This is a genomic window from Microbacterium koreense (assembly GCF_042677105.1).
GTDB lineage: Bacteria > Actinomycetota > Actinomycetes > Actinomycetales > Microbacteriaceae > Microbacterium > Microbacterium koreense.
The window spans coordinates 1,787,468-1,813,126 of sequence record NZ_JBHTIM010000001.1 but is presented as its reverse complement, the minus strand read 5'-3'; the positions used below and the strand labels follow the sequence as shown (position 1 = coordinate 1,813,126).

Genomic DNA, 25,659 nt, shown 5'->3' with positions numbered 1-25,659 from the left:
CCGAAAGGATCCCCATGATCGAGTTGCGCACCCCCGCCGAGATCGAGGCCATGCGCCCCGCCGGCCGCTTCGTCGCCGAGACTCTCGCGACCCTGCGCGACGAGACCAAAGTCGGAACGAATCTTCTCGACATCGATCGACGTGCCCACGACATGATCCGTCGCGCGGGAGCGACGTCGTGTTATATCGACTATCACCCGTCCTTCGGCGCGAGCCCCTTCGGAAAGGTCATCTGCACGTCGATCAACGACGCCGTCCTGCATGGCCTGCCGCACGACTACAACCTGCGCGACGGAGACCTCGTCACCCTCGATTTCGCGGTCGCCGTGGACGGCTGGGTCGCCGACTCGGCGATCTCTTTCGTGGTCGGAACTCCCCGCGACGAGGACCTCGCCCTCATCCAGACAACCCGTCTCGCGCTGGACGCGGCGATCGCGGCATCCGTCGTCGGCAACCGTATCGGCGACGTCTCCTACGCGGTGTCGCAGATCGCCCATGCCGACGGGTACTCGATCAACACCGACTTCGGTGGCCACGGCGTCGGTCGCGAAATGCACGGCGACCCGCACGTCCCGAACGACGGCAAGCCCGGCCGGGGCTATCCGTTGCGCGCCGGCCTCGTCGTCGCGCTGGAGCCGTGGTTTCTGCAGACGACCGACAAGCTCGTCACCGACCCGGACGGGTGGACCCTGCGGTCGGTCGATGGATCGCGCGGTGCACACTCCGAGCACACGATCGCGATCACCGACGACGGACCGATCATCCTGACCGATCGCTCCTTCCTCGGCGTGGACTGACCGAGGCGTTCACTCCGGCGGCAGCAGGTCGGGTCGTCGCTCCCGCGTTCGCTGCACCTGTTGGTCGCGGCGCCATTGCGCGACACGTCCGTGGTGACCGCTGAGAAGCACGTCGGGCACCGCGCGACCGCGCCACTGCGCGGGCTTCGTGTACGAGGGGTACTCCAAGAGCCCGTCTTCGTGCGACTCCTCGATCAGGCTCGCGGGGTTTCCCACGACACCGGGTACGAGCCGGACGACCGCCTCGATCATCGCCATCGCGGCGACTTCGCCGCCATTGAGGACGTAGTCACCCAGGCTGATCAATCGCACGTCGCCGAGTTCGGCGGCATAGTCGAACACCCGCTCATCGATGCCTTCGTACCGACCGCAGCCGAACACGATGTGCGAACGGGTGGAGAGTTCGCGCGCGGTGGCCTGGGTGAATCGTTCCCCAGCCGGAGAGGGAAAGACGATCACCGGTCGGTCGTCACGCCCGGCGACGGCCGCGTCGAGGGCTTCGCCCCACGGCTCGGGTTTCATCACCATTCCTGCACCGCCACCGTACGGCGTGTCGTCGACGGTGCGATGACGATCGTGCGTGTGATCGCGCAGGTCGTGGACACCGATGTCGAGCAACCCGCTCCCCCGAGCCCTGCCGAGCAAGGAGACTTCGAGGACGTCGAAGAACGACGGGAAGATCGAGACGACGTCGATGCGCACGATCACGCCTCCGTGTCGTCGGACTCCGGTGCGGTGTCGTCCACGTCGTCCGCGGGAAGATCCTCGAAGAGCCCCGCCGGGGGCGTCACGACCACCCGACCGCGCGCGACGTCGACTTCGGGCACGATCGCCGTCACGAACGGGACGAGCACTTCGCGATCGTCGGGCATCGTGACCGCGAGAAGATCCTGCGCGGGCAGGTGGTCCACGCGGGCGACGCGCCCGATGACGGCGTCGTCGCGGATCACGTCGAGGCCGACCAACTGGTGGTCGTACCACGCGTCGTCCTCGTCCGGTGATGCCTGCGGGTCTTCATCGATCCAGAGGATCGCGCGCACGAGCTCTTCTGCGGCGGTGCGGTCGTCGACGCCTTCGAAGAACGCGACGGGGTGACTGTTCATCCATCGGAACTCGCGCACCGTGAGCGGCTTGCCGTGCCACGGCGACGAATCGGGCACCTGCAGGGTGAAGGTCGCACCGGGAGCGAAACGCCCGTCGGGGTCATCGGTGTACAGCTCGAGCTTGAGTGCGCCCTTGAGCCCGTGAGCCTTCACGAGCCGACCGACCCGCAGCTGGGTGCGGCCGGCCGGGGCAACGGCGCGAGGCGAACGGGCGGTCTCTGCCCCGTTCGCCGGTTCTTCGGCGACCATCAGTCGTCCGCGACGTCGACGCGGACCCGGCCGCCGTCGGCGAGCGCCGACACGACGGTGCGCAGTGCTTTTGCGGTGCGGCCGCCGCGCCCGATCACGCGGCCCCGGTCATCGGGATGCACGTGCACCTCGAGCACGTCGCCGCGGGGCGACGTGGATGACTGGATGCGGACATCGTCGGGGTGATCGACGATCCCCTGAACGACGTGTTCGAGCGCGGCGGCGAGCAACGGATTACTCTGCGTCTGCGGCTTCGGCAGCCGGCTCTTCAGCGGGCGCGTCGACCTTCTTCTCGGCCTTCGGCTTGATGACCGACTTCTTGGACGAGTCGACCTCGAACGCGGCCTTCTCCTCCGCGACGCGGACGGTCGACACGGCGTTCTCGTCGCCCTGGTGGCGACCCCAGTCACCGGTCAGCTTGAGGATGGCGCGCACCTGCTCGGTCGGCTGGGCGCCGACACCGAGCCAGTACTGGGCGCGCTCGGAGTCGACCTCGATGAACGAGGGCTCCTCGGTCGGGTGGTACTTTCCGATCTCCTCGATGACACGACCATCGCGCTTGGTGCGCGAGTCGGCCACGACGATGCGGTAGTACGGTGCACGGATCTTGCCGAGACGCTTGAGACGGATCTTGACAGCCACGATTCTCCTGAACGTGTGGAAGCGGACGAACTGGTCGCCTGGAGCGTGGGGTGCACACCCGGCGGAAGCTCTGGGATGGACCGTCACGCTGGATAGAGGGTCGAGCGGGTGGTCCGACCCTCTATTCTGCCAGATGACGGAGGATGCCGCGAAACCGTGTGCGCGCGTCGCCTCGGGCACCGCCCATGCCAGACTGAGCGGATGACGGAGCCCTTCGCCGCATCCGCACGATCGTCGGTCGGTCTCGAGTGGGAGATCATGCTCGTCGACGGGGCCAGTGGCGAACTCGTTCCCCGTGCTCCGGAGCTGCTCGAGGCGCTCGGCGACAGCACGGACCTGGAGCGCTACACCGTCACCGGCGAGCTGCTCACCAACACGCTCGAAGTCACCAGCGGGGTCGGCACCACCGTCGCCGAGGCTGTCGATGACATCGCCGACGCCGTCGCCGCGGTGCGTGCCGTGGCCGACCCGCGCGGGATCGAACTCATGTCGGCGGGGAGCCACCCGTTCGCGAAGTGGTACGACCAGTCGGTCACCGACAAGACCCGCTATCACACCCTCATCGAGCGCACCCAGTGGTGGGGCCGCAACATGATGATCTGGGGCATCCACGTCCACATCGGGGTCGAAGACGTCGACAAGGTGTTCCCGCTCATCGGCGCCCTGACGACCTATCTCCCGCACCTTCAGGCCCTCGCCACCTCCAGCCCCTTCTGGGCGGGCGAGCGTACCGGCTACGCGTCGAACCGCACCCTGGTGTTCCAGCAGCTCCCGACCGCGGGGCTTCCCTGGCCGCTCGATGACTGGTCCCAGTTCGAGGGGTACCTCGATGACATGCGTCGCACCGGCGTGATCGAGAGTTCCCCAGAGGTGCGGTGGGACATCCGCCCCGCCGCCCGCTGGGGAACCATCGAGGTGCGTGCGTGCGACGGTATGTCGACCTTGCCCGAGCTGGCGGCAGTCGCGTCCCTGGTCCAGGTTCTCGTCGAACACTTCTCGCGGGAACTCGACGCCGGGCGTGACCTCGTGCGGCTGCCGCCGTGGTTCACGCGCGAGAACAAGTGGCGCTCGGCACGCTATGGCCTCGACGCCGAGGTGATCATCTCTCCCGACGGCACACAGCGCCCCCTCGTGGACCATCTCCGCGAGACCACCGCCGCGCTGAGCGACGTCGCCGATCAGCTCAAGTGTGCACGCGAGTTCCGAGGCGTCGAATCCATCCTCGGAAACGGTTCATCTTCCACCCGCCAGACCGCCGTCTCCGACGCGACCGGCGGGGACCTCCGCGAGGTCGTGCATCACTTGGTGCGTGAGTTCCGCGACGGACCCACGCTCCGCGAGCACCTCGCATCCTTCGGCCGCTGATCACGGCGCGGATGCCGGGGCCACCTCAGGCTGACCGATGCCCTCTTCACCGTCTTCGAGCACGAAGTCCGACATTCCGTGTTCGGTCTTCTCCCAATAGTGGGGGCGCGTGATGAGCTGCCACAGCGCCTTGTACGACGCAACCGAGTGGAGGATCCAGTAGAGGGGATTGAGCAGCGCCCACCCCACGAGCCAGAACGTGCCGCGCTTGTAGGGCCCCATCATGTTGAGGTAGACCATCAGCCCGTTGCCGATGAGGAAGTTCAACAAGCACAGCCACAACACCAGTGGCGGGAAGAACACCGAGAAGTCGGTCCAGGGCACGACGATCGACACGATGAGCAGCGCCGTGAACGGAATGACGCCCAGGAAGGTCAGCGGGGTTCCTGCGATGAGCAACGCGAACGATGCGAAGCGGCGCAGGCCGATTCGGGGCACGAGGCGGTCCGGTCGCCGAGCGTGCACGAGGGCGGTCTGCATGTATCCCTTGATCCAACGGCTGCGCTGACCGATGAAGATCCGTACGCGTGACGTCGCCTCCTCCATCGTCGTCGAGTCGACGACCCCGACGCGATAGCCGAGCGCGCTGGCGCGGATGCCCAGGTCGGCGTCTTCGGTCACGTTGTACGGGTCCCAGCCGCCCAACTCCCGAAGCGCCGAGGTGCGGAAGTGGTTCGACGTGCCTCCGAGGGGAATCGGCAGGTCCCGCACGTCAAGGCCGGCGAGCATGTAGTCGAACCAGTACGAATACTCGAGGCCGAACATCCGGGTAAGGAGGTTCTCCCGCGCGTTGAAATAGTTCAATGACGCCTGCATGACGACTGTCGATGGTTCCGCACGCGAGAACGCCACGACGGTCTTCTTGAGTTGGTCGGGCTCGGGCGCATCCTCAGCGTCGTAGATGACGAGGAAGTCCCCTCGTGCCACCTCGAGACCGACGTTGCAGGCGCGCGGCTTGGTCTGCGGGGCGCCACGGGGGACGGTCACGACGATGAAGTGCTCGGGCGGGTCGGAGAGAGCGATGGCATCCCTCGTCTCGTCGTCGTCTTCTTCGACGAGGATGATCACCTCCAGCTTCTCGGTGGGATAGTCGATCCGTCCGAGGTTCTCGACGAGGCGCCCGACGACCCGCGCCTCTCGGAAGACCGGCACCAGCACGGTGTACATGGGGAGGTCGTCGTCGTCGAGGGCCTTGATCGCCTCCGCGTCGACGTGCGCGACAAGGTCGTATCGGGACCCCCGGATCGCGACGGCGAACTTGAACACCGTGCTCGCGAGGAAGACGAAGCTCGCGATCCCGATCGCCCAGACGAGCGTCGGCACGGGCCAGAGGATGGCGAGGATCACCACGATCACGACGGCAACGATGATCGTGATCTTCTGCGCGCGTGACAGGACGTGCCGCGCCGAGAGTTCGGGATCACGCGCGTAGAGCGAGTTCGCGGCGTCCTCGGCGACATCGGCAGCGAACCGATCGACGACGACGGGAGCGATCTCGCGTTGCGACATCGCCCGTGCGATCACCGGCGCCCCGAGAGCGGCCTCGATGTGCGCTTGTCGGGTGCGGGTCATCGGCATCGACGTGCCGATCTCGACCGCTTCGCCGAGTCGCCGGAGCGGCATCCACCCCTCGCGCGCGTACGTCGCGCGCAGGTCATCGCGCCAGAGCGTGTCGTCCGTCGTCATGATGCCATCCCTCCGAGCGTCTCCATCCACGTGCGCAGAACAGGCCAGGTGAAGGCCGTAGCCCAGCCGATCCCCCACAGCAGGATCGCAGCCACGCCGATGAGTCCCTGGTGGAGCCTGGACTTCGTCGACGGGATGATGGCGATCGCGAGGAAGACCAGCATGATGTACGTCGTTCCGGCGGTTCCCGGCGGGGTGAGTCCGAGGATGAAGGCCACCGCGGTGGCGGCGTTGAGGAGAACCGCGAACAGACCCGCCCACGGCGAACCCAGCGCGATCGCCGCGAGGGCGATCAGTGCGACGGGCGCGAGGTACAGCACGCCCGAGGGTGTCGCGAGGAACTCGACCCAGGCGGTCGCGCGCTCGGTGCTCCACGACAGGTCACCGCGGAACATCATGAGCGGCCCCGCACCGAACGCAGCTCCGAGGAGCGCGAGCGAGCCGAAGACGGCCACGGTCGGGAAAGCCACGACGATCGCATTGGCCAAGCGCGCGCCCGTACGGGACTGTCGCAGCAATGCACCGCCCAGCGCCGCGACGAGCGCGCTGAAGACGAGGTAGACGTCCGAGAGAGCGCTGCACGCGAAGAGCAGTCCCGCGCGGAACCCGGCCTGGGTGTTCGCTCGCGTCACGAACCGGACGAGGTCCAGCATGCCCAACGCGAAGAACATCAGCCCGAGCGTCGCTTCGAAGTTCGTGGTGACGGTGTACGTGTACACCGGTGTCGTCGCCAACGCGAGCGTCACGATGATCGTGACGCTCGCGGGGAAGCCCTTGCGGATCTGCGCCTGCATCACCTGCTGCACCACGATCCCTCCGAGGAAGGCACCGGCGAAGGCGAGTCCGAGTGCGCCGCCCGGGATCACCAGCGCGATGAGGCTCGTGATCGGCGGGTAGAGGTCACCGATCACCGCGATCCCGGAATCGAACCGCAGCGCGTCCACACGCGTCGCGAGGTCCGCATTCGCGGTTCCCGTCCAATCACCGCCGTAGCCGGCGTTCAACCAGACCGCAAGAGCGGCGTAGACGGCGGCGATGACGAGCCGCAATCCCCAGCGCTGCCAGCGCCCGGCGGGAATCTTCGCCAATCGCCCCGTCGGGCTTTCCACGCGGCGAGGGATGTCTCGAGAAAAGGCGTCGGCGGCCGAGACGGTGCTGTTCACTGCCCGTTGTCACTTCCGTCTGTGAGCGCCCCACGCGCCCGAATCGAACCCCCAGGTTCGGTCACCGGCTACGTTAGCGGGTTCACCGCTCTCGCGCGGCGACGACGCGACCTCAGTTTCGTCCGAGCATCTTCTGGAGTTCGGCCAGGTCCGCCTCGCTGGGCGCCCCCGCACCCGCGCCACCGCCCAGTCCGAAGCCCGATCCTGTGGGAGTCGTCGGACTCTGCGCCGCGATTCCGGCGTTCTCGGCGGCGCGCTTCGCCGGGTTCCCCGACCGCGAACCCTTCTTCTTCTGCTGCTTCCCCCGCTTGGATGACGCGCCCGGCTTTCCACCGACCGATCCCATCCCCGGAATGCTCGGCACGCCGCCCTTGGCGACGGTCTTCATCATCTTCGCGGCCTGATCGAAGCGCTGCACCAACTGGTTGACGTCTGTGACCGTCATGCCGGAGCCGCGCGCGATCCGCAGACGCCGCGAACCGTTGAGCACCTTGGGGTTTCGCCGTTCACCCGGCGTCATCGACCGGATGATCGCCTCGGTGCGGTCGATCTCGCGCTCGTCGAAGTCGTCGAGTTGCTGTTTCATCTGGCCCATGCCCGGCAGCATCCCGAGCATTTTCTTCATCGAGCCCATTTTCTTGAGCTGCTGCATCTGCTCGAGGAAGTCCTCGAGGGTGAAGGCTTCGTTCGCGAGCTTCTCGGCGACCTTCATCGCCTCGGTCTCGTCGAACGCCTGCTGGGCTTGCTCGATCAGCGTGAGGATGTCGCCGAGATCGAGGATGCGCGACGCCATGCGATCGGGGTGAAACGCTTCGAGGTCGTCCAGGCCCTCACCGGTCGACGCATAGATGATCGGTCGCCCGGTCACGCTCGCGACCGACAGCGCCGCACCACCCCGGGCATCGCCGTCGAGCTTCGACAACACGACACCTGTGAAGTCGACGCCGTCCTGGAATGCCTTGGCGGTGTTGACCGCATCCTGACCGATCATCGAGTCGATGACGAAGAGCACCTCATCGGGGTCGGTCGCCGTGCGGATGTCCGCTGCCTGCTTCATGAGCTCGGCATCGACGCCGAGCCGGCCGGCCGTATCGATGATGACGACGTCGTGCTGTTGGCGCCGCGCGACCTCGACACCGTCGCGGGCGACCTGGACGGGGTCACCGACGCCGTTTCCCGGCTCAGGCGCGTAGATCGCCGCGCCCGCGCGGTCGGCGACGACCTGCAATTGGTTGACGGCGTTCGGCCGTTGAAGGTCGCACGCCACGAGAAGAGGTGTGTGGCCGTCCTTCTCGAGCTGCTTGGCGAGTTTGCCGGCGAACGTGGTCTTTCCCGATCCCTGGAGCCCGGCGAGCATGATGACCGTCGGCGGGTTCTTCGCGAACTGGAGGCGACGCTGCTCGCCACCCAGGATGCCGACGAGTTCCTCATTGACGATCTGGACCACCTGCTGGGCGGGGTTCAGCGCACGGTTGACCTCGTCGCCGAGGGCGCGCTCGCGCACCTTCGCGGCGAAGTCCTTGACCACCGGCAGCGCGACGTCCGCGTCGAGCAGCGCGCGACGGATCTCACGGACGGTGCCGTCGACGTCCGCGGGGGTGAGCTTCCCCTTGGTCCGCAGATTGCGGAAGGTCTCAGTGAGCCGGTCGGAGAGGGTGCCGAAAGTCGCCATGGTTCCCCGATTCTACGCGTCCGCCGATCTGTGCAACTCCACGGGAGCCTGTCGCTCGGCCCGTGAGAGAGGTCCTGCGGGGCCTCATGGCGCCGGGGTTGTGCCGGGGCGAGCCGGGGTCACTCGGGGCCGAGTTCCTGAAACAGGGTGAGCTGCACGCCGCCGGGGCCGCGCAGTCGTGCGTTGCGGGACCGCCACGGCGTGACCCGCGCATCAGCCTCGATCTGCGCGCCGGCCTCGTCCAGGCGCGCGGCGGCGGCCTCGGTGTCTCCCACTTCGAAGGCGATCCGAATCGGTTCACTGGGCGAATCGCCGTCGGTTTCGACGGCATCGATGAAGGCGACCTGCTCGGGGTTGGCGATCTCGAGCGTCGCCCGCCCCGCTTCGAGAATCGCCACGCGTGCCCCGCCGTCGGCTTCATATGCCGCAACCTGAGGCATTCCGGCGCCGTCACGATAGAAGGAGAGGACCTGCTCGAACGCGTGCGCTTGAACGACGACACGCATCTGACGCACGTCTCCGACGGGCGTCGTCGGCGACGTGCGGGCCGCGATCGCGGCCGCGCGCTCGAGGAACCCTGCCAGGGACGTGCGTCCCGCGCCGTCGCGCGCCCACGCTTCGACGCCCGAGAGCACGGCGCCTCCCCACGCGGCACCGGCGACCTCGGCCGCGATCCGGTCGGCGCCTGCACGCTGATAGCAGGCCTCGACTGCGCGACCGATGCGTGCGCGCCGGACCGCGGCGTCACGGGCCAGTTCGTCCTCAAGTCGCATCGCGACCGCATTCACGATGGCAAGCGCGAGCGGATCGGGGATGAAGTCGTGCGCAAGATCCTGCACCGCCCCGGCAACCTGGATGTCGGGTGCATCCCGGGTCGACGCGAGGCTCGATTCGAGCGCCTCGATGCGGTGATCCAATCCCGCCCACAGCACGTCGGACTTCGACGTGAAGTAATTGAAGAAGCTCGAGCGGCTCACGCCTGCACGTCGGGTGATGTCAGCGATCGACGTCGCGTCGAACCCCTGCTCGAGGAAGAGTTCGCAGGCGGCGTCCGCGAGGGTTTCCTGCGACGACGCTCGTGGGCGTCCGGCGCGCGAGTCCGTGTTCACGCCCTCCACGGTATTGCGAAGCGCGTGCGAGGTCGATCGATGTATTGTTGGACGCAGGGCAAGAATTAGGTGCGGAGGTTCGTCATGCTCGACGTCCGAGTCGAGGGTCTCTCTCCCGACCTCATCCCCTACGCCGAGGGTTGGCTGCTGCAGCGCCGCATCCACGCCGACGTCGTGGCGAACCGGCGGGAAGACACCCTCTTGCTCCTCGAACACGAAGCCGTCTACACGGCCGGCAAGCGCACAGAGCCGCACGAGCGCCCGCGTGACGGTACGCCGGTGGTCGATGTCGACCGAGGCGGCAAGATCACGTGGCACGGGCCCGGTCAACTCGTGGGCTACCCGATCCTGCGCCTCACCGAGCCCGTCGACGTGGTCGCACACGTGCGACGCCTCGAGCGACTGCTCATCGAAGCGCTGCGCGTGCACGGCGTCGACGGGTACCGTGTCGACGGCCGCAGCGGCGTCTGGGTGCGCCGACCGCTCTCCGAAGACAAAATCGCGGCGATCGGAGTGCGCGTCGAGTCGGGAGTGACGATGCACGGGTTCGCGGTGAACTGCACGAACAGCCTCGCTCCGTTCCGCGACATCATCCCCTGCGGGATCTCGGATGCCGGGGTCACGACCGTGAGCGAGGTGATCGGCGCGGTGGTGTCGCCGGCCGACCTCGTTCCCACGATCGCTCACGTCTTCGCCGCCGACGACGCGCTGGTGGCCGCATGAGCGCCTGCGGGGCCGCGGCATCCGACTCGCCGGCCGCCCCCGGCGGACGCAGACTCCTGCGCCTGGAGGTGCGCAACGCGCAGACGCCGATCGAGCGCAAGCCCGAATGGATCAAGACTCGCGCCAGGCTGGGGCCCGAGTACCAGGCGCTGCACTCCCTCGTGAAGGAGGAGGGTCTGCACACAGTCTGTCAGGAAGCGGGATGCCCGAACATCTTCGAGTGCTGGGAGGATCGCGAGGCGACCTTCCTCATCGGTGGCGCGCAATGCACAAGGCGATGCGACTTCTGTCAGATCGATACGGGGAAACCCGCTGACTACGACGTCGACGAACCCCGCCGGGTCGCCGAGAGCGTCGAGCGGATGGAGCTGCGCTACGCGACGGTCACAGGTGTCGCGCGCGACGACCTGCCCGACGGTGGCGCGTGGCTGCACGCCGAAACGGTTCGGCAGATTCACACGAGGAATCCTCGGACGGGCGTCGAGATCCTCGCGACCGATTTCAACGGCGATCCTGCGCTCCTGGGTGAGGTGTTCGACAGCCGCCCGGAGGTCTTCGCGCACAACGTCGAGACCGTGCCCCGGCTCTTCACCCGCATCCGTCCGGCATTCCGCTACGAGCGGTCGCTGGGCGTCTTGTCGCAGGCACGCGCCGCCGGGCTGATCACGAAGTCGAACCTCATCCTCGGGATGGGCGAGGAACCGTCGGAGGTCATCGCCGCGCTGGAGGATCTGCACGACGCCGGCACCGACATCATCACCATCACGCAGTACTTGCGTCCGACGCCGCGACACCTGCCCGTCGCCCGCTGGGTCAAACCCCAGGAGTTCGTCGAGTTCAAGGCCGAAGCCGAGCGCATCGGGTTCCTCGGTGTGCTCGCGGGGCCCCTGGTGCGGTCGTCCTACCGCGCGGGGCGACTCTGGGCGCAGTCGATGCTCGCGCGCGGACTGCCGATCCCGGAGCATCTCGCGCACATCTCCGAGAACGCGGACGCCGGGTTCGCCCAGGCCGTCTGACGCCTCGGCCTCGACCGCAGCGCGGGGGGCAGGGAGGGATGCGGCGGGTCAGTCCGCGCTGGTGACCGAGAGCACGTCGCCGTCGCTGCTGACGTTCACGAGCAGCACATCGTCGGCCGAGTCCGGTTCGAGCGCGTACTCGAGCACGGCGAAGGGGTCGGAGCCCCCGTGCTCGTCGGCGAGGATCGTCATGCTCATGAGCTGGAGGGAGCGGATGACGTCGATCTGCACATCGCCCGAGATGTCGACCAGGACGTCCTCGAGCTCTTCGCCGAGTTCTTCCTGCTGCTGAAGGATGTACTCGGTCACCTCGCTCGTGCGCTCCCCCAGCTCGGCGACCATCGCGTTGCGGGCGCTGCGGTCGAGCAGTTCCAGCGACGAGATGAGTCCGGCGGCGACGTCGAGTGCGGCTTCGGACACATCATCCTGATCGGGGGCGGTGAGATCGACGGTGACGACCTGGTCTCCGAGCTCGACGGACTCCGACCAGAAAATGGACCCGTCGGGGCCGGTCTCCAGAAGCCCGAAGTAGTCGTGCTCGATCGCCATAGCTCCATGAAACCAGCACTTCGCCGCGCGGCGGTAGTGCGCGGACGGGTCAATCCACGAGGGATGAGACGAAGACGTGGGGCGTGAAGCCGGTCAGATCTGCAATGCCCTCCCCCTGACCCAGCAGTTTTACCGGGATGCCGGTGCGTTCCTGCACAGCGAGGACGAACCCACCTTTGGCCGAACCGTCGAGTTTGGTCAGGACGAGCCCGGTGACGCCGGCGTGCTCGAGGAAGGCCTGCGCCTGCATGACCCCGTTCTGCCCCGTCGTCGCATCCAGAACGAGCAGGACCTCGCTGATCGGCGCCTGCTTCTCGACGACGCGGCGGATCTTCGACAGCTCGTCCATCAGGCCACCCTTGGTGTGCAGACGTCCCGCGGTATCGATCAGCACGATCTCGGTTCCGGTCTGCTTCGCGTGCTCGACTGTCTGGAAGGCCACGGATGCCGGATCCTGGCCTTCTTGCTGCGGGCGCACGATCGATGCTCCTCCGCGCTGCGCCCACGTGGCGAGCTGGTCCACGGCCGCGGCCCGGAAGGTGTCGGCGGCACCGACGACGACGGAGCGGTCGTAGCGGCGCAGGAAGTTCGCGAACTTGCCGATGGTCGTGGTCTTGCCGACGCCGTTGACCCCGACGACGAGCACGACAGCCGGGCGTTCGGTCAACTTCAGCGTCGTGTCGAACTTTGCGAAGTGCTCCTCGAGCGTCTCTTTGAGCATCCGCTGCAGATCGCGCGGGTCCGTGGTGCGGTAGCGGTCGACCTTCTCACGGAGCTCGTCGATGATCCGCTCGGAGATGTCGGGGCCGAAGTCGGCGGTCAGCAGGGCCGTTTCGAGGTCATCCCACGTCGTCTCGTCGATCGTGGGTTTGACGAACATGCCGCGCAGCGCGCGACCGAGCGACCAGGAACTGTCTGCCATGTGCCCAGCCTACGAGGCCGCGCGCTCTTGGATACGCTGCCCGACCACCGCCGACACGCCGTCTTGCCGCATCGACACCCCGTAGAGCGCATCGGCGATCTCCATCGTGCGCTTCTGGTGGGTGATCACGATGAGTTGGCTCGACTCTCGCAACTGCTCGAACACGCCCAGGAGGCGACCGAGGTTCGCGTCGTCCAGGGCTGCTTCGACCTCGTCGAGGATGTAGAAGGGACTCGGTCGCGCTTTGAAGATCGCGGTGAGCAACGCCACTGCGGCCAGCGATCGTTCGCCGCCGGAGAGGAGCGACAGCCGCTCGATCTTCTTTCCGACAGGGCGCACCGCCACCTCGATCCCCGTGGTGAGGGGGCTGTCGGGGTCGGTGAGCGAGATGCTCCCCGTTCCACCGGGAAAAAGGATCGGAAAGACCTCACCGAAGGCCGTCTTGGTGTCTTCGAATGCCGCCAGGAAGATCGTCTGCATGCGCTCGTCGAGCTCTTCGATGATCGTGATGAGGTCCTTGCGGGTCTCCGTCAGGTCGGTGAGCTGTTCGGTGAGGAACTTGTGTCGCTGCTCCAGCGCGGCGAATTCTTCGAGCGCGAGCGGATTCACCCGTCCGAGCTGGGTCAGCTTGCGCTCGGCCTCCTGGAGGCGACGACGTTGCTGCGCACGGTCGTATGGGACGGCTTCGGCATGATCATCGTCATCAGCGCTGCCATCGACGGGAACAGGCTGGTCGGGGCCGTATTCCGATAGCAGAATGTCTTCTTCGAGGCCGAGCTCCGACGCGACTCGTTCGACGAGACCCGTCACGTGGAGTCGCTTCTCGTGAATCTGGAGCTCGAGCGAATGGACGCTCTCGGTGAGGACGGCGAGACGTTCGCGCACGGCGGTCTCCTGTCCGCGCAGCTCCGCCAATTCAGCGGTGAGTGCCGTCCGAGCGGATTCGGCGGAGGCCAGCGCGACCCGCGCCTCGGATACGGATCGGTCGACCGAATCCAGGACCGCCGGCAGGGCCGCGGAGACTCCCGCGGCGATGTCGCGTTGAGCGCGGCGCACGACCGCGCGCCGGGCCGCTTCGGCGGCGGCTTCGCGCTCGCGCTCGCGTTGGCGTTCCATCTGGACGACGCGGGCTTCGCCGGCCCGAATGCGTTCGCGGAGCGTTTCGACCTCGAGTCGCGCACGCATCTCACCGTCGCGCGCCGACTCGAGTTCTGCGAGCAGTCCGTCGCGCGCGGACGCGTCCAGGATCGGACGCGGCGCCTCGCGCGCCGAAGCGAGGCGTTCGTCGGCGACGCGCGCAGCGTCTTCGGCTTCAGCCACGGCGGCCTGAGCCTGCGCGAGACCCGTCTCGAGCCGGTCACACTCGGCGACGGCGGCCTCGTGACGAACGGTCGCGCGGTTGACCTTCTCGGCGTGTGCGGCGAGCGCGGCGTCCTGTTCTCGGAGCGTCGTCAGCGCGGCCTTCGTGTGTGCACGAGCGTGTTCGAGGGTTCGCGAAGCATCGGCGAGCGCTTCACGTAGCGAGTCCGCCACGACGGCCATCTCGTCGCGTCGTTCGCGGGCCGCGTCCCGTTCGGCGGCCAGTTCGAGACGTGAGCGGCCCTGTCCCGAGCCCGCGCGCACGGTGTGCGCGGTCACGACTTCTCCGGCACGGGTGACGACGGTCACGCGGCCGGCGAGGCCTGCCGCCGCGAGGGCCGGGCCGGCGGCGACGGCAGCATCGAGGTCGGCGGCGATCATGACATGCGAGAGGATGCCGAGGACACCCGCCGGAGCCGTCACCACATCGCGGGCCGCGACCGTGCCGTCGGTGACGGGCAATTCCGTCACGTCGTCGCCGAGCTCGTCCGAGGCGATCGCGATGTCGATCATGCCGAGGTCGCGGTCGGAGACACGGCGGACGGTCGAGACCGCGTCCGCGCGCGAGTCGACGAGGACGCCTTCGACGAGGGGGCCGAGGGCCGCCGCGATCGCGGCCTCGTATCCCGCGGTGATCTTGACCGCGTCGCCGAGCAGACCGCGCACACCGGGCACCCCGAGAGCGACGATCTCCGCGGCGGCGTTCTTGATGTCGAGGGCGCGGCCGAGCGCGGCGGTCTGCGCGGTGAGGGCCTCGCCCTCGCGTTCGGCGGCGTGAAGCCGCTCCCGAAGCGAAGAGACCTCGGCTTCGGCGTCGTTCGCCTCGCGCTGGGCCTTCTCGTAGTCCGCGGTGAGGTCGGCAGCGGAGTTCTCGGGCGCGAGGTCCGGGTCGAGCCCTGCCAGCACCTCCTCGGCCTCGGCGCGTCGCGCGAGCGCCGCATCGAGGGCACGTTGCTGGCGCTCCACGGCCGATCGCACCGCAGCGAGGGCGGAAGCTGCGGCTTCGGCGGTTCCGCGCAACGCGGTCAGCTTCATGTCATGCTCGGACACGAGTGCGCTTTGCGCGGCGATGTCGGTGTCGAGGGCGTCGAGCTCTGCTCGTGCGCGCACGACCTCTCGGGCGGCGGCGGCCGCGGCATCCTGCGCATCACCCAGTCCGTCGCCGATCGCGTCGATCTCGGCGCGGGCCTCGTCGATCATCGGCTGCGAGATCGTGGTCAGTTCGAGACGGTCGTCCTCGTCGGGGTCGCCGAGCAGCGAGAGCCGCTGCCCCGCGAGGGTGAAGAGCGACCGCAGCCGCTCTTGCACGCGTTCCAGCCCATGGGCGACGCGGCGGGCTTCATCGACCGCTTCGGAGCGCTGATCGGACTCGAGCTGCTCGATCCGCGTGCGAAGGTTGTCGAGTTTGTCCTGCAGGACGACGCGTTCTGCGTGCCGCTCATGCTCATTGCGGGTATGGTCCTCGAGTTGTGCGCGCAATGTGGCGAGATCATCGGCGAGGATGCGCGCCTTCGCGTCGCGGACCACGGCGGCGATCGTCGCCGCTTCGCGCGCGATCTCGGCCTGGCGCCCGAGCGGCTTCAGCTGGCGCCGGAGTTCGCCGGCCAGATCGCTCAGGCGGGTGAGGTTCGCCTCCATCGCCTCGAGCTTGCGCAGCGTCTTCTCTTTGCGCCGTCGATGCTTGAGGATTCCGGCGGCCTCCTCGATGAACCCGCGACGATCTTCGGGCGTCGCCTGCAGCACGCTGTCCAGCCGGCCCTGACCGACGATGACGTGCATCTCACGCCCGAGGCCCGAATCGCTCAAGAGCTCTTGCACGTCGAGGAGGCGGCAGGTCTCGCCGTTGATCGCGTACTCGCTCGCGCCGTTGCGGAATAGCGTCCGGCTGATGCTGACCTCGGCGTACTCGATCGGCAACGCGCCGTCGCCGTTGTCGATCGTGAGTTGCACTTCCGCCCGGCCGAGCGGGCCTTTGGTCGCGGTGCCGGCGAAGATGACGTCTTCCATCTTGCCGCCGCGCAAGGTCTTGGCCCCTTGCTCCCCCATCACCCAGGCGAGGGCGTCGACGACGTTGGACTTTCCCGACCCGTTGGGGCCGACGATGCAGGTGACGCCGGGTTCGAGGGCGAAGGTGGTGGGCTGGGCGAACGACTTGAAGCCCTTGAGCGTGACGCTCTTCAAGTGCATGCGCGTTCCTCCGGCCGGGGCGATCGGCTCAACGGTAGCCGACGGCGTGTCGGATGCCGCGACGGCGGGCCGTCCGGGCGACGGAATCGACCGCGACACGCCCGGGGTGTTGACGTGGTGGCGATTCGTGCGCTAGCGTCATCGATCGCGTCGAAGTCGAAAGGAGGTCGCCATGATGATGCACATGTCTGCTACGGGCAAGATTCCCGCGGGCACCCGTCTTTCCACCGGGTTCCCCACCATCTCGGCGACCGGGTCCTTCCGCGCGCTCGTGCCCACCACCGCCTGATCAGGCCACGGGACGAGTCTGCCTTCGGGCAGCACCCTGCGGCATCCCCGCCCGGTCCGCCTCGCTGCGGCCACTGCCGCCGCGCGCCGCGTGCGCGCCGGACCCTTCCGTCCGACCGGACTCTTCATCCTTCGACTCGAATCGAGACTCCTCATGTCCACCTCGCTCGATCTGCGCACGTCGCCGCCGGATGCGGTCGCGTTCGATCCCGCAGACCTGCGCTCGTCACACCTGACTTTCGTCGACCGCCTCTCGTTGCGCGTCGGCTTCTGGTTACTTCTGCGCGGCGCCCGCCGCGCCCGGCAGCGCCGAACCGACCACACCACGCAGGCTGAGCGGGTCAGCACCGCCCGCACCCTCGCCACGCGCGAGTATGCGACCGTGCGCCTGCACCAGCTGGGCCCGCGCCCCTGAGTCGGCGCGGTTCGCCAGAGCCGCGCCGACTCCCTCATCACTCCCACGAAAGACCGACATGCCTCTCCAGACCCCGGCGGACATCGAGTTCCGCCCTCTCACCATCCCGTCCTCGGTCCATGACTCCGCCGCCGCGGATTTCATCGCCATGGTCGACGTCCGCAACCGCGTCCACGAACAGATCAACGGCAACACCGACGAATCCATCACTCCGGCGGAGCTCCTCCCCCACTACCTCCCGGCGCCGCACGAGATCCGCGTCTCGTGGCTGATCCTCGCCGACGGCGCGGTCGTCGGGCGGGCGGGAGTGGATATTCCGCTTGAGGGCGAATCCCGCACCGCGTTCTGGCTGATCGAACTCGTCGCGTCGGCTCAGGGTCGCGGAATCGGCACGGCTGCGTACGAGCTCATCGAGAAAGCGGCACGGGCCCACGGACGCACGGTGTTGCAATCCTGGGCAACCCACCCTGCCGCCGATGGTCCCCGTATCGAGGCCCCGACCGGCTACGGTTCGATCCCCGACGACCACATCGCTCGGTTCTACCGTCGCCATGGCTATCGCCTCGAGCAGATCGAGCGCCAGAGCGTGTTCGATCTGCACGCACCGTTCGACGGGGTCGAACGGCTCCTCGCCACTGCCCAGGCCGCCGCAATCGGCTACGAGGTGGTGCAGTGGGTTCTTCCGACTCCGCACGAGCACATCGCCGGCTACGCGTGGATGAAGTCGCGCATGTCGACCGACGTGCCCTCCGCCGCGATGGAGTTCGACGAAGAGGTGTGGGACGCCGAGCGCCTCTGGCACCATGACCGCATGTACACCGATGCCGACCGGCTTCTGCTCGTCACTGCGGCGCGACATGTCGCCTCAGGCGACCTGTGCGCGTTCAACGAGCTCGTCGTCGGCACCGACCGCACGCAGGCATCGGCGCAGGAGGACACGCTCGTCTTGAAGGAGCACCGCGGCCACAGACTCGGCACGTTGGTGAAGTGTGCGGGCCTGATGAAGTGGCGGGAACTCGCCCCCGATTCGCCGCGCATCATCACCTACAACGCCGAAGAGAACCGACCCATGCTCGACATCAACGAGGCGCTCGGGTTCGTCCCCGTGGCCTACAGCGGCGCCTGGAAGAAGGTCCTCACCGGCTGAGGCGCGGGCGAGGGAGTCGTTGACAGCGCGGGCAGTAGTGACTCGAACGATTCGTGAACGACACGCGCACGAGGGGCGCAGCGCACCGGTCGCAGGGCTGGGCGGTGCGCCCGTAGGCGTGCAGAGAGTGCGCGAAGTACCCCGCCTGCCCGTTCACGTTGACGTACTGCGCGTCGAAACTCGTGCCGCCCTCCGCGAGGGCCTTCTGGAGCACCGCGCGCGCTTCTGCGAGGATGCGGCCCGCGGCGCGGGTCGACAGAGCGGATGCGGGTGCATCGGGGTGGATGCGCGCTGCCCAGAGGATCTCATCGGCATAGATGTTGCCGATGCCGCTGACGACCGTCTGGTCCAGGAGCACTCGCTTGATGCCGGATCGCTTGACGGCGAGCGACGCCCGGAACGCGCGTTCGTCGAAGGCGGGGTCGAGGGGATCGCGGGCGATGTGCGCGACCTGGCACGGCACCCGCGGGAGCGCCGTCCCGAAGCCCCCGGGGGCACCGTCGTCAGTCGGAACGAGCGTGTCCACCGCGAGGGAACCGAAAGTCCGCTGATCGGCGAAGACGACGGCGAGATCGCCGTGGATCGGGTGGACGATGTCGAGGCGCACGCGCTCGTGGCGTTCAGGCCCGGCGCCGGACTCGCGCAACAGCATCTGTCCGCTCATGCCGAGGTGCCCCACGATCGCCTCGGAGGCTGTTGCCTCGTCGTCCAGCGGCATCCAGAGGAACTTTCCCCTCCGTGCCGCCGCGCCGATCCGACGCCCCGTCAGTGCGCGTTCGAAGGCGCCACCGTCACCGTCGTGACGGGTGAGAGCGCGCTCGTCGCTGACGCTCACCCCGCTGATCATGGCGCCGACCACGGCGGGAGCGAGGCCCGCACGAACGACCTCGACCTCGGGCAGTTCAGGCACGCCCGCTGAGATCCTTCCATGCGGTCAACGCCGCAGCCATCTCCGCATGCTTCTTGCTGGTTCCCGTCCCCTCACGGGCGACGTCGCCGACGCGCACGGTTGCGGTGAACCGACGATCGTGGTCAGGACCGGAGGATGCGATCTCGTACGCCGGCGGTTGCAGGCCGCCCCGGGCGGCGAACTCCTGCAGTGCGGTCTTCGGATCCATCGCCGCGCCGTAGCGTTCCGGGTCGTCGAGAAGCGGGTCGATCAGGCGCAGCACGAGTGCGCTCGCCGCATCCGCCCCCGCTGAGAGGTACGACGCGCCGATGACGGCCTCTGTCGTGTCGGCGAGGATGGAGTCCTTATCGCGCCCGCCGGTGAGCTCTTCTCCCCGGCCGAGCTTGATGTGCTCGCCCAGTCCGATGCGGCGCGCCACCTCGGCGAGGGCCACCGTCGAGACGACGGCGGCGCGTCGCTTGGCGAGTGCGCCCTCTTCGAGATCGGGGTGCCGTGTGTACAGGCGCACGGTGACGGCCTGGCCGAGCACGGAATCGCCCAGGAACTCGAGTCGCTCGTTGTGCGGCACCTGCCCGTTCTCGTACGCCCACGATCGGTGTGTCAGTGCAAGCGACAGAAGCTCGGGGTCGATATCGACCCCGAGCTTGTCGGTGAGGGACCTGAGCCCCGTTGTGACGTCGGTCACGGCGCGTGCCGCGAGATCAGACGTCGGCGACCTTGCGGCCCTTGTACTCGAGGAACAACTCCGTGCCCTGCGAGTCGGTGACGACCTTCGCCTGGTGCGGGCGGCTGTAGACGACCTTGCCGTTCTCGACGGTCTTGACGAGCGCGGGGGCCTCGGCCTTCCACTGCGCGCGACGCGAACGAGTGTTGGAGCGGGAGACCTTCCGCTTCGGGGGGTTACCTGCCATGGCTAGCTCTCTTCCGTGTTCTCGGCACCGGCACGTGTGGTGTCGGTGTCGGGGTCTGTGGTGTAGTCCTGGAGCGCGGCCCAGCGAGGATCGAGGGGCTCGCGCTGCTCTTCGCCGGCGCTTTCGGTCATCCGCTCGCCCGTGACCGGATCAAGGCCGGGGCAATCCGGCTGACACACCGGTTGAAACGGAAGCGACAGGACGATCGCATCCCTGATGAGAGTTTCAAGATCCACGTGGTCGTCTTGAAGCTCGAAATCAGACGTTTCGTCCCCAGGATACGCGAAAAGCTCCTGAAACTCGACTTGGACCGGGGCCGAGATCGCGGTGAGGCACCGACCACACTCCCCCGTGTATGTCGCGTCGGCGTCGCCCGAGACGAGAATGCCCTCATGGACGGACTCGAGGCGCGCCGCGATCTCGATCGGGGTTGCTTCGTCGATCGCGACCAGTCCCTCGCCCCATCTTTCGGGCGCGGGGACCTCGAGGTCGACCTCGCGCATCTCGCCGGGCTTGCGGACGAGGTCGCGCACTGGGAGGTCGAAGGGGCCGATCCGGTGCTTGCTCACGGTCATCCATCGTACCGGCGCGACGGCCGGTCGGTTCAGATGCCGCGCGCGCCCGTGTCGAGGAAGCGCGCGACAGCAGCGGGCACGAAAGGTGAGACGTCTCCACCGAGCGCGGCGACTTGACGCACGAGCGAACTCGACACCATGGCGTGGGCGGGGTCGGGCAAGAGGAAGACGGTCTCGACGTGCGCGAGGTGCCGGTTGACGATCGCCATCGGGGTCTCATACGTCACATCGACCTGTGACCGGATGCCTTTGACGAGAACTCCCGCGCCGACGTCTGCGGCGTAGTCGACGAGCAGTCCCACACTCCAGGAGGCGACGACGACGTCGGTCTCGATGTCGCTCTCGGCGATCGACTGCTCAAGCAGCGACAGTCGCTGAGCGATGGGCAACATCGCCTCCTTGCCGGGATTGTGTACGACCAACACGTGGAGCTGGTCGTACAGCCCCGCAGCGCGGCGGATGACATCGAGGTGCCCGAGGGTGGGCGGGTCGAACGATCCGGGGACGACGGCGATCCTGGGGTTCACGCCTCCCAGCGTAGCGTCGTCAACTCCGGGCAAAGGCCGCACGCTCCTCCGCGCCCACGCGTCGCGAGATGGCGGCCTCGAGACCGGGATGCCGCAGGAGTGCGGGATCCTCGGCGAGAATGCGCTCAGCGGCGACCCGTGCCTCGGCGATGAGGTCGGCGTCCGCGACGACGCGCAGCAGCCGCAACGACGATCGTGCGCCCGCCTGCGCATCCCCGAGCACGTCGCCTTCTCCGCGTAGCTCGAGGTCGACCTCGGCGAGCTCGAACCCGTCGAGTGTGGCTGCGACGGCATCGACCCGCTCGCGCGCCGTCGACCCTGCAGGCGCCTCGGTGACGAGAAGACAGAGCCCGGGCACGCCGCCACGACCGACACGACCTCGAAGCTGATGAAGCTGCGACACGCCGAAGCGATCGGCTTCGAGGATCACCATCGTCGACGCGTTGGCGACGTCGACACCGACCTCGACGACGGTGGTCGCGACCAGCACGTCGATCTCGCCGCGCGCGAAGGCCTGCATCACGGCGTCCTTCTCGTCCGACGGCATCCGCCCGTGCAGCACGGTGACGCGGATGTCCGCGAACGCGGGATGCCGCGAGAGAAGATCGGCGACCTGGACCACCCCCCAGCGCGTGCGTTCGGCCTCTCCGTCGACCGGCGGGGGCTCTTCGCCGTCGGCGGATGTCGCGGGCTTCTCGGCATCGATGGCCGCGCAGACCACGAACGCCTGCCGCCCCTGCGCCACCTCCTCGGCGACGCGGTCCCACACGCGTGCGAACCACGCCGGACGCTCCGCCAGCGGGGCGACGAAGGTCTGAATCCCGGCGCGGCCCGCCGGCATCGTGCGGATGGTCGAGACGTCCAGATCACCGAAGACGGTCATCGCCACCGTACGTGGGATGGGTGTCGCCGTGAGCACGAGGGCGTGCGGCGAGGTGCCCTTGGCACGCAGCGCCTCGCGCTGCTCCACACCGAAGCGGTGCTGTTCGTCGACCACGACGAGTCCGAGGTCGGCGAAGGTCGTCGATTCGCTGAGAAGCGCGTGGGTGCCGACGACGATCAGGGCCTGCCCCGAGGCGACGCGCAGAGCCGCCTTGCGGCGCGCGGCTGCAGGCATCTGCCCCGTGAGCAAGGTCGGCATGAGTTCGGGAGCGAGCTCGGGGCCCAGCATCCGGGCGATCGATCGCACGTGCTGAGCGGCGAGGACCTCGGTCGGCGCGATGAGTGCCGACTGGCCTCCGCTCTGGGCGACCTGCAGCATCGCCCGCAGCGCGACGAGCGTCTTGCCCGAGCCGACCTCGCCCTGCACGAGCCGGTTCATCGGCCAGTCGCCGACGAGGTCTTCGGCGATGCGGTCGCCGACGGTGATCTGGTCGTCGGTGCGTGCGAGAGGAAGTGCGGCATCGAAGCGCTCCAGCAACGCCCCCGGAGGTCGCGCGGTCGCCGACAGCGCCCGCACGAGGCCCCGCTGCTGCAACAGCGCCGCCTGAAGGACGAACGCTTCATGCATGCGCAGGGTGCGCCGGGCGAGGGCGTACTGTTCGTCGTCGGTCGGTCTGTGGATCCACTCGATCGCATCGCGGGCCGAAGCGAGCCCGTGCCGGGCGCGGATGTCGTCCGGAAGGGGGTCGGGCACGTCGCCGAGTCCGTCGAGCACGAGCGCGACGATCTTGGCGAGTTGCCAGCTGGCGACGGTGCTGGTCGCCGGATAGATCGGCAACGGCACCGTCGCGTAGGCGACCGCGTTCTGGCGGGCTTCGCCCTCATCGTCGAAGAGTTCGTAGTCGGGATGCGTGAGTTGCGTGGCGCCGCGATACTCGCCCACCTTTCCGGCGAAGATCCCCCGCCTTCCCGGTTGAAGCTCCTTCGCGCGCCACCCCTGATTGAAGAACGTCAGAGAGAGACTGCCGTTGCCGTCGCTGATGACGGCCTCGAGGATGGACCCGCGGCGGTTCTGCATGCGCCGCTCGCCGACACGCAACACCTCGGCGACGATCGTGACCGGTTCTCCGATCGGCAGCGAAGAGATGGGGGTCAACTCCCCGCGCTTGGCATAGCGTCGCGGATAGTGCGACAGCAGATCACCGACCGTGCGCATGCCGAAGGCCTTCTCCAGTGCCGTCGCCGTCTTGCCGCCGACGACACCGTCCAGGCGTGTCTCGAGGCGCAGCGACGTCATGCCCCGAGTCTAGAGATCCTCCCCGACGCGCTCGCCGATATCGTGGAACGCGTGACGAGGATCATCGCGGGTCGCGCGGGCTCTCTGCCCCTCGATGTGCCGGATGCCGGAACCCGGCCGACGAGCGATCGCGTACGCGAGGCGCTGTTCAGCGCGTTGGAGTCCACCGATGCGGTACGTGACGCCCGTGTGCTCGACCTCTACGCGGGTACGGGAGCGCTCGGGCTCGAGGCGATCAGTCGGGGTGCGGCATCCGCCGATCTCGTCGAGAAGGCACCGCGCGCCGCCGCGGTGGCGCGCAAGAACGCCGATCGCGTGACGCGCGCGCTCGGCGGTGCGGCAGCGGTGCGCGTACATCGCGCGAGTGTCGATGCGTTCCTGCGCACGGCGACCGGCCCCTTCGATCTGGTGTTCATCGATCCGCCGTACGACCTCACCGATGACGCATTGGCGACCACGCTCGCCCTCGTCGCCCCCTTGGTCGGCGAGGACGCCGACGTCATCGTCGAGCGGGCGAAGCGTTCGACCGCACCGGTGTTGCCGGACCGGCTCGCGCCGACCCGTTCACGCACATACGGGGATACGACCCTGTGGTGGTCGTCGACCACGTGAAAGCGTCAGCCGCGCGCGGCATCCCAATCGCTGTAGGGGTCCCAGCCGCCACGTCCCTCGTGCGTGTGCCCGTCGACGAGCACGGCCTCCGCCATCCGTTCGACGACGGCGCCGATCGCGCGGAATCCGTCGGGCAACGCGCGCGATGACGGAAAGGTGGCGAGCAGAGCATGGTCCTCGCCGCCGGACAGCGCCGAGGCAGGGTCGCCGCCGAGCGACGACGAGTCGATCGCGAGGGTGACCCCGGAGGCATCGGCGAGGCGCGTCGCATCGAGGACGAGACCATCGGAGACGTCCATGAGGGCGGTCGCTCCTCCCGATGCCGCTCGCTCGCCGGCCCTGACGGGCGGCTCGGGTCGCAGTTGCGCGTCGAGATCGCGGCGCTCTCCCCGGTCCAGACCGTCGGCGTCGACCGGCACCGGCGTGCCGTCATCGCTCCGGAACCGCGCGAACAGGAGCGCCAGGCCACGCCCGGCCGCCCCGAGGTCTCCCGCGACGGCGACCACGTCGCCGGGCCTCGCCCCCGACCGCAGCACCGCAGGGCGACCACCGAGCACGCCGAGGGCCGTGACGGCGATCGTGAGCGTGTCCGACACCGTGAGGTCCCCGCCCTCGACGACACAGCCCGGCGCCAGCGAGTCACACGCGTCCCGAAGCCCGTCGGCCAGTCCGGTCACGAACGACAGTCGCGTGTCGTCGGGCATCGCGAGAGCGACGAGCAGCGCCGTCGGTCGCGCGCCCATCGCCGCGATGTCGGCCAAGTTGACCGCGGCGGACTTCCATCCGAGGTCGTACGCGCTCGACCACGCCAGTCGGAAGTCGGGACCGTGCACGAGCGTGTCGACCGTCGCCACGACCGCACCGTCTGGGGTTGCGAGGACGGCCGCGTCATCGCCCGGCCCCACCTCGGCCCGTGATTCACCGAGGCGCGCGAGAATCGCCTGCAGGATTTGCCCTTCTCCGAGGTCGCCGACGCGCGGATCGTCCGTCATGTCGTCAACGGTATCGGCGTGGCGGCGGCACCGGTGTTCGCGGGATAGCCTGGAGACGTGCGTGCCCGTCGCGTCTTCGCTCCCCTCCTCCCCCTCGTCGCCACCACTGCGGCGCTCGCGGCGTGTTCGACGACCGTGGCACTCGAACCTGCGGAAGATGCCAACAACCCGCTGTGTGCCGACGTGATCGTCCGCTTGCCGGGCGCGCTCGACGATCAGGACCGCCGCTGGACGGACGCGCAGGCGACCGGCGCATGGGGCAACGAGGCGACCGCGGTCATCCTCGCGTGCGGAGTGACCCCTCCCGGCCCGACCGAGGCACGGTGCATCACGCTCGGCGGTATCGACTGGGTCGTCGACGAATCTCAGGCACCGGACTACCTCGTCACGACGTACGGGCGCACGCCGGCCGTCGAAGTCTTCATCGACAACGAGGTGGTGTCGTCGAACACGGTGCTCGATCGACTGGGCCCGATCGTCTCGGGAGCGATTCCCGCTGAGCGCAGCTGTGTCGAAACGAGCGAGGTCCTCCCCGACTCCCCCGCGGACGACTGAACCGCG

At 68.3% G+C, this 25,659-nt stretch carries 27 protein-coding genes; 9 read left to right on the top strand and 18 right to left on the bottom strand.

Features of this window, described 5'->3' with window-relative positions; all coding sequences use genetic code 11:
• The first annotated feature begins 14 nt into the window (after positions 1–14).
• Positions 15–797 carry a type I methionyl aminopeptidase gene (map, locus tag ACFQZV_RS08460; protein WP_378749794.1) on the top strand — a complete coding sequence of 261 codons (783 nt, stop codon included), beginning with the start codon at positions 15–17 and terminating at the stop codon, positions 795–797.
• Between the two features lie 9 nt (positions 798–806).
• Here map and trmD read toward each other — a convergent pair whose 3' ends face one another.
• The 4 genes from trmD to rpsP are packed head-to-tail and all read right to left on the bottom strand — an operon-like array spanning position 807 to position 2,791.
• On the bottom strand, positions 807–1,499 hold the full coding sequence (trmD, locus tag ACFQZV_RS08455) for a tRNA (guanosine(37)-N1)-methyltransferase TrmD (RefSeq protein WP_378749796.1): 693 nt from the start codon (positions 1,497–1,499) through the stop codon (positions 807–809).
• A gap of 2 nt (positions 1,500–1,501) precedes the next feature.
• Positions 1,502–2,149: a ribosome maturation factor RimM gene (gene rimM, locus ACFQZV_RS08450; protein ID WP_378749798.1), complete on the bottom strand. Its 648-nt coding sequence runs from the start codon at positions 2,147–2,149 to the stop codon at positions 1,502–1,504.
• Complete coding sequence (locus tag ACFQZV_RS08445; protein ID WP_378749800.1) at positions 2,149–2,379, bottom strand: RNA-binding protein; 231 nt, start codon at positions 2,377–2,379, stop codon at positions 2,149–2,151. The genes rimM and ACFQZV_RS08445 overlap by 1 nt, the downstream gene beginning before the upstream one ends.
• Positions 2,380–2,383: 4 nt before the next feature.
• Positions 2,384–2,791, bottom strand: coding sequence for a 30S ribosomal protein S16 (gene rpsP / locus ACFQZV_RS08440; protein WP_378749802.1), 408 nt, complete (start codon positions 2,789–2,791; stop codon positions 2,384–2,386).
• A gap of 201 nt (positions 2,792–2,992) precedes the next feature.
• Between rpsP and ACFQZV_RS08435 the strand changes: the two genes are divergently transcribed.
• Positions 2,993–4,156 carry a glutamate--cysteine ligase gene (locus tag ACFQZV_RS08435; protein WP_378749804.1) on the top strand — a complete coding sequence of 388 codons (1,164 nt, stop codon included), beginning with the start codon at positions 2,993–2,995 and terminating at the stop codon, positions 4,154–4,156.
• Here ACFQZV_RS08435 and ACFQZV_RS08430 read toward each other — a convergent pair whose 3' ends face one another.
• The 4 genes from ACFQZV_RS08430 to ACFQZV_RS08415 form a co-directional block, all read right to left on the bottom strand.
• A complete protein-coding gene (locus ACFQZV_RS08430) occupies positions 4,157–5,842 on the bottom strand; it encodes a glycosyltransferase (RefSeq protein ID WP_378749806.1) in 1,686 nt (561 codons plus the stop codon).
• The gene (locus ACFQZV_RS08425; protein WP_378749808.1) at positions 5,839–7,005 is read right to left on the bottom strand and encodes a hypothetical protein; all 1,167 of its coding nucleotides are present in this window, start codon (positions 7,003–7,005) and stop codon (positions 5,839–5,841) included. The genes ACFQZV_RS08430 and ACFQZV_RS08425 overlap by 4 nt, the downstream gene beginning before the upstream one ends.
• Before the next feature lie 112 nt (positions 7,006–7,117).
• On the bottom strand, positions 7,118–8,677 hold the full coding sequence (ffh, locus tag ACFQZV_RS08420) for a signal recognition particle protein (protein WP_378749810.1): 1,560 nt from the start codon (positions 8,675–8,677) through the stop codon (positions 7,118–7,120).
• A gap of 119 nt (positions 8,678–8,796) precedes the next feature.
• Positions 8,797–9,786, bottom strand: coding sequence for a TetR family transcriptional regulator (locus ACFQZV_RS08415; RefSeq protein WP_378749812.1), 990 nt, complete (start codon positions 9,784–9,786; stop codon positions 8,797–8,799).
• Positions 9,787–9,870: 84 nt separating this feature from the next.
• Here ACFQZV_RS08415 and lipB point away from each other — a divergent pair, with 84 nt between their 5' ends.
• Positions 9,871–10,509, top strand: a complete 639-nt coding sequence (lipB, locus tag ACFQZV_RS08410) for a lipoyl(octanoyl) transferase LipB (RefSeq protein WP_378749814.1) — start codon at positions 9,871–9,873, stop codon at positions 10,507–10,509.
• Entirely contained in the window at positions 10,506–11,525 is a 1,020-nt protein-coding gene (gene lipA / locus ACFQZV_RS08405; RefSeq protein WP_378749816.1) for a lipoyl synthase, read from the top strand. Before lipB ends, lipA begins: the two co-directional genes overlap by 4 nt.
• A gap of 48 nt (positions 11,526–11,573) precedes the next feature.
• Here lipA and ACFQZV_RS08400 read toward each other — a convergent pair whose 3' ends face one another.
• Genes ACFQZV_RS08400 through smc form a run of 3 tightly spaced genes read right to left on the bottom strand, consistent with a single transcriptional unit; the run spans position 11,574 to position 16,542 of the window.
• On the bottom strand, positions 11,574–12,074 hold the full coding sequence (locus ACFQZV_RS08400; RefSeq protein WP_378749818.1) for a DUF2004 domain-containing protein: 501 nt from the start codon (positions 12,072–12,074) through the stop codon (positions 11,574–11,576).
• 49 nt (positions 12,075–12,123) lie between these two features.
• Complete coding sequence (ftsY, locus tag ACFQZV_RS08395; RefSeq protein WP_378749820.1) at positions 12,124–12,996, bottom strand: signal recognition particle-docking protein FtsY; 873 nt, start codon at positions 12,994–12,996, stop codon at positions 12,124–12,126.
• 9 nt (positions 12,997–13,005) lie between these two features.
• Positions 13,006–16,542, bottom strand: coding sequence for a chromosome segregation protein SMC (gene smc, locus ACFQZV_RS08390; protein WP_378749822.1), 3,537 nt, complete (start codon positions 16,540–16,542; stop codon positions 13,006–13,008).
• On the opposite strand from smc, the gene ACFQZV_RS08385 reads away from it, so the two are divergent.
• From ACFQZV_RS08385 to ACFQZV_RS08375, 3 genes are all read left to right on the top strand, one after another.
• Positions 16,541–16,678 carry a hypothetical protein gene (locus ACFQZV_RS08385; RefSeq protein WP_378749824.1) on the top strand — a complete coding sequence of 46 codons (138 nt, stop codon included), beginning with the start codon at positions 16,541–16,543 and terminating at the stop codon, positions 16,676–16,678. The two genes, smc and ACFQZV_RS08385, sit on opposite strands and share 2 nt — an antisense overlap.
• Positions 16,679–16,984: 306 nt before the next feature.
• On the top strand, positions 16,985–17,245 hold the full coding sequence (locus tag ACFQZV_RS08380; RefSeq protein WP_378749826.1) for a hypothetical protein: 261 nt from the start codon (positions 16,985–16,987) through the stop codon (positions 17,243–17,245).
• 58 nt (positions 17,246–17,303) lie between these two features.
• A complete protein-coding gene (locus ACFQZV_RS08375) occupies positions 17,304–18,392 on the top strand; it encodes a GNAT family N-acetyltransferase (protein ID WP_378749828.1) in 1,089 nt (362 codons plus the stop codon).
• Here ACFQZV_RS08375 and mutM read toward each other — a convergent pair.
• Genes mutM through ACFQZV_RS08345 form a run of 6 tightly spaced genes read right to left on the bottom strand, consistent with a single transcriptional unit; the run spans position 18,382 to position 23,494 of the window.
• Positions 18,382–19,302: a bifunctional DNA-formamidopyrimidine glycosylase/DNA-(apurinic or apyrimidinic site) lyase gene (mutM, locus tag ACFQZV_RS08370; RefSeq protein ID WP_378749829.1), complete on the bottom strand. Its 921-nt coding sequence runs from the start codon at positions 19,300–19,302 to the stop codon at positions 18,382–18,384. The two genes, ACFQZV_RS08375 and mutM, sit on opposite strands and share 11 nt — an antisense overlap.
• Entirely contained in the window at positions 19,295–19,987 is a 693-nt protein-coding gene (gene rnc / locus ACFQZV_RS08365) for a ribonuclease III (protein ID WP_378749831.1), read from the bottom strand. Before rnc ends, mutM begins: the two co-directional genes overlap by 8 nt.
• A gap of 16 nt (positions 19,988–20,003) precedes the next feature.
• Positions 20,004–20,213, bottom strand: a complete 210-nt coding sequence (gene rpmF / locus ACFQZV_RS08360; protein ID WP_050721097.1) for a 50S ribosomal protein L32 — start codon at positions 20,211–20,213, stop codon at positions 20,004–20,006.
• A gap of 2 nt (positions 20,214–20,215) precedes the next feature.
• The gene (locus ACFQZV_RS08355; protein ID WP_378749833.1) at positions 20,216–20,788 is read right to left on the bottom strand and encodes a YceD family protein; all 573 of its coding nucleotides are present in this window, start codon (positions 20,786–20,788) and stop codon (positions 20,216–20,218) included.
• Between the two features lie 29 nt (positions 20,789–20,817).
• Positions 20,818–21,315 carry a pantetheine-phosphate adenylyltransferase gene (gene coaD, locus ACFQZV_RS08350; RefSeq protein WP_378749835.1) on the bottom strand — a complete coding sequence of 166 codons (498 nt, stop codon included), beginning with the start codon at positions 21,313–21,315 and terminating at the stop codon, positions 20,818–20,820.
• Positions 21,316–21,334: 19 nt separating this feature from the next.
• Positions 21,335–23,494 carry an ATP-dependent DNA helicase RecG gene (locus tag ACFQZV_RS08345; RefSeq protein WP_378749837.1) on the bottom strand — a complete coding sequence of 720 codons (2,160 nt, stop codon included), beginning with the start codon at positions 23,492–23,494 and terminating at the stop codon, positions 21,335–21,337.
• Positions 23,495–23,545: 51 nt separating this feature from the next.
• On the opposite strand from ACFQZV_RS08345, the gene ACFQZV_RS08340 reads away from it, so the two are divergent.
• On the top strand, positions 23,546–24,106 hold the full coding sequence (locus ACFQZV_RS08340) for an RsmD family RNA methyltransferase (protein ID WP_378749839.1): 561 nt from the start codon (positions 23,546–23,548) through the stop codon (positions 24,104–24,106).
• 5 nt (positions 24,107–24,111) lie between these two features.
• On the opposite strand, the gene thiL is transcribed toward ACFQZV_RS08340, so the two are convergent.
• Entirely contained in the window at positions 24,112–25,098 is a 987-nt protein-coding gene (gene thiL, locus ACFQZV_RS08335; RefSeq protein ID WP_378749841.1) for a thiamine-phosphate kinase, read from the bottom strand.
• A gap of 57 nt (positions 25,099–25,155) precedes the next feature.
• On the opposite strand from thiL, the gene ACFQZV_RS08330 reads away from it, so the two are divergent.
• The gene (locus ACFQZV_RS08330; RefSeq protein WP_378749843.1) at positions 25,156–25,653 is read left to right on the top strand and encodes a DUF3515 family protein; all 498 of its coding nucleotides are present in this window, start codon (positions 25,156–25,158) and stop codon (positions 25,651–25,653) included.
• Positions 25,654–25,659 lie beyond the last annotated feature (6 nt).

Excerpts from the sequence above, each read along its gene's own strand:
- thiL (WP_378749841.1), bottom strand. The coding sequence starts at position 25,098 with ATGACGGACGATCCGCGCGTCGGCGACCTCGGAGAAGGGCAAATCCTG.
- rimM (WP_378749798.1), bottom strand. The coding sequence starts at position 2,149 with ATGGTCGCCGAAGAACCGGCGAACGGGGCAGAGACCGCCCGTTCGCCT.
- ACFQZV_RS08435 (WP_378749804.1), top strand. The coding sequence starts at position 2,993 with ATGACGGAGCCCTTCGCCGCATCCGCACGATCGTCGGTCGGTCTCGAG.
- ftsY (WP_378749820.1), bottom strand. The coding sequence starts at position 12,996 with ATGGCAGACAGTTCCTGGTCGCTCGGTCGCGCGCTGCGCGGCATGTTC.
- ffh (WP_378749810.1), bottom strand. The coding sequence starts at position 8,677 with ATGGCGACTTTCGGCACCCTCTCCGACCGGCTCACTGAGACCTTCCGC.
- map (WP_378749794.1), top strand. The coding sequence starts at position 15 with ATGATCGAGTTGCGCACCCCCGCCGAGATCGAGGCCATGCGCCCCGCC.
- ACFQZV_RS08430 (WP_378749806.1), bottom strand. The coding sequence starts at position 5,842 with ATGACGACGGACGACACGCTCTGGCGCGATGACCTGCGCGCGACGTAC.
- ACFQZV_RS08345 (WP_378749837.1), bottom strand. The coding sequence starts at position 23,494 with ATGACGTCGCTGCGCCTCGAGACACGCCTGGACGGTGTCGTCGGCGGC.
- ACFQZV_RS08375 (WP_378749828.1), top strand. The coding sequence starts at position 17,304 with ATGCCTCTCCAGACCCCGGCGGACATCGAGTTCCGCCCTCTCACCATC.
- lipA (WP_378749816.1), top strand. The coding sequence starts at position 10,506 with ATGAGCGCCTGCGGGGCCGCGGCATCCGACTCGCCGGCCGCCCCCGGC.
- ACFQZV_RS08400 (WP_378749818.1), bottom strand. The coding sequence starts at position 12,074 with ATGGCGATCGAGCACGACTACTTCGGGCTTCTGGAGACCGGCCCCGAC.
- ACFQZV_RS08385 (WP_378749824.1), top strand. The coding sequence starts at position 16,541 with ATGCGCGTTCCTCCGGCCGGGGCGATCGGCTCAACGGTAGCCGACGGC.
- rpmF (WP_050721097.1), bottom strand. The coding sequence starts at position 20,213 with ATGGCAGGTAACCCCCCGAAGCGGAAGGTCTCCCGCTCCAACACTCGT.
- lipB (WP_378749814.1), top strand. The coding sequence starts at position 9,871 with ATGCTCGACGTCCGAGTCGAGGGTCTCTCTCCCGACCTCATCCCCTAC.
- ACFQZV_RS08380 (WP_378749826.1), top strand. The coding sequence starts at position 16,985 with ATGTCCACCTCGCTCGATCTGCGCACGTCGCCGCCGGATGCGGTCGCG.
- ACFQZV_RS08355 (WP_378749833.1), bottom strand. The coding sequence starts at position 20,788 with ATGACCGTGAGCAAGCACCGGATCGGCCCCTTCGACCTCCCAGTGCGC.
- smc (WP_378749822.1), bottom strand. The coding sequence starts at position 16,542 with ATGCACTTGAAGAGCGTCACGCTCAAGGGCTTCAAGTCGTTCGCCCAG.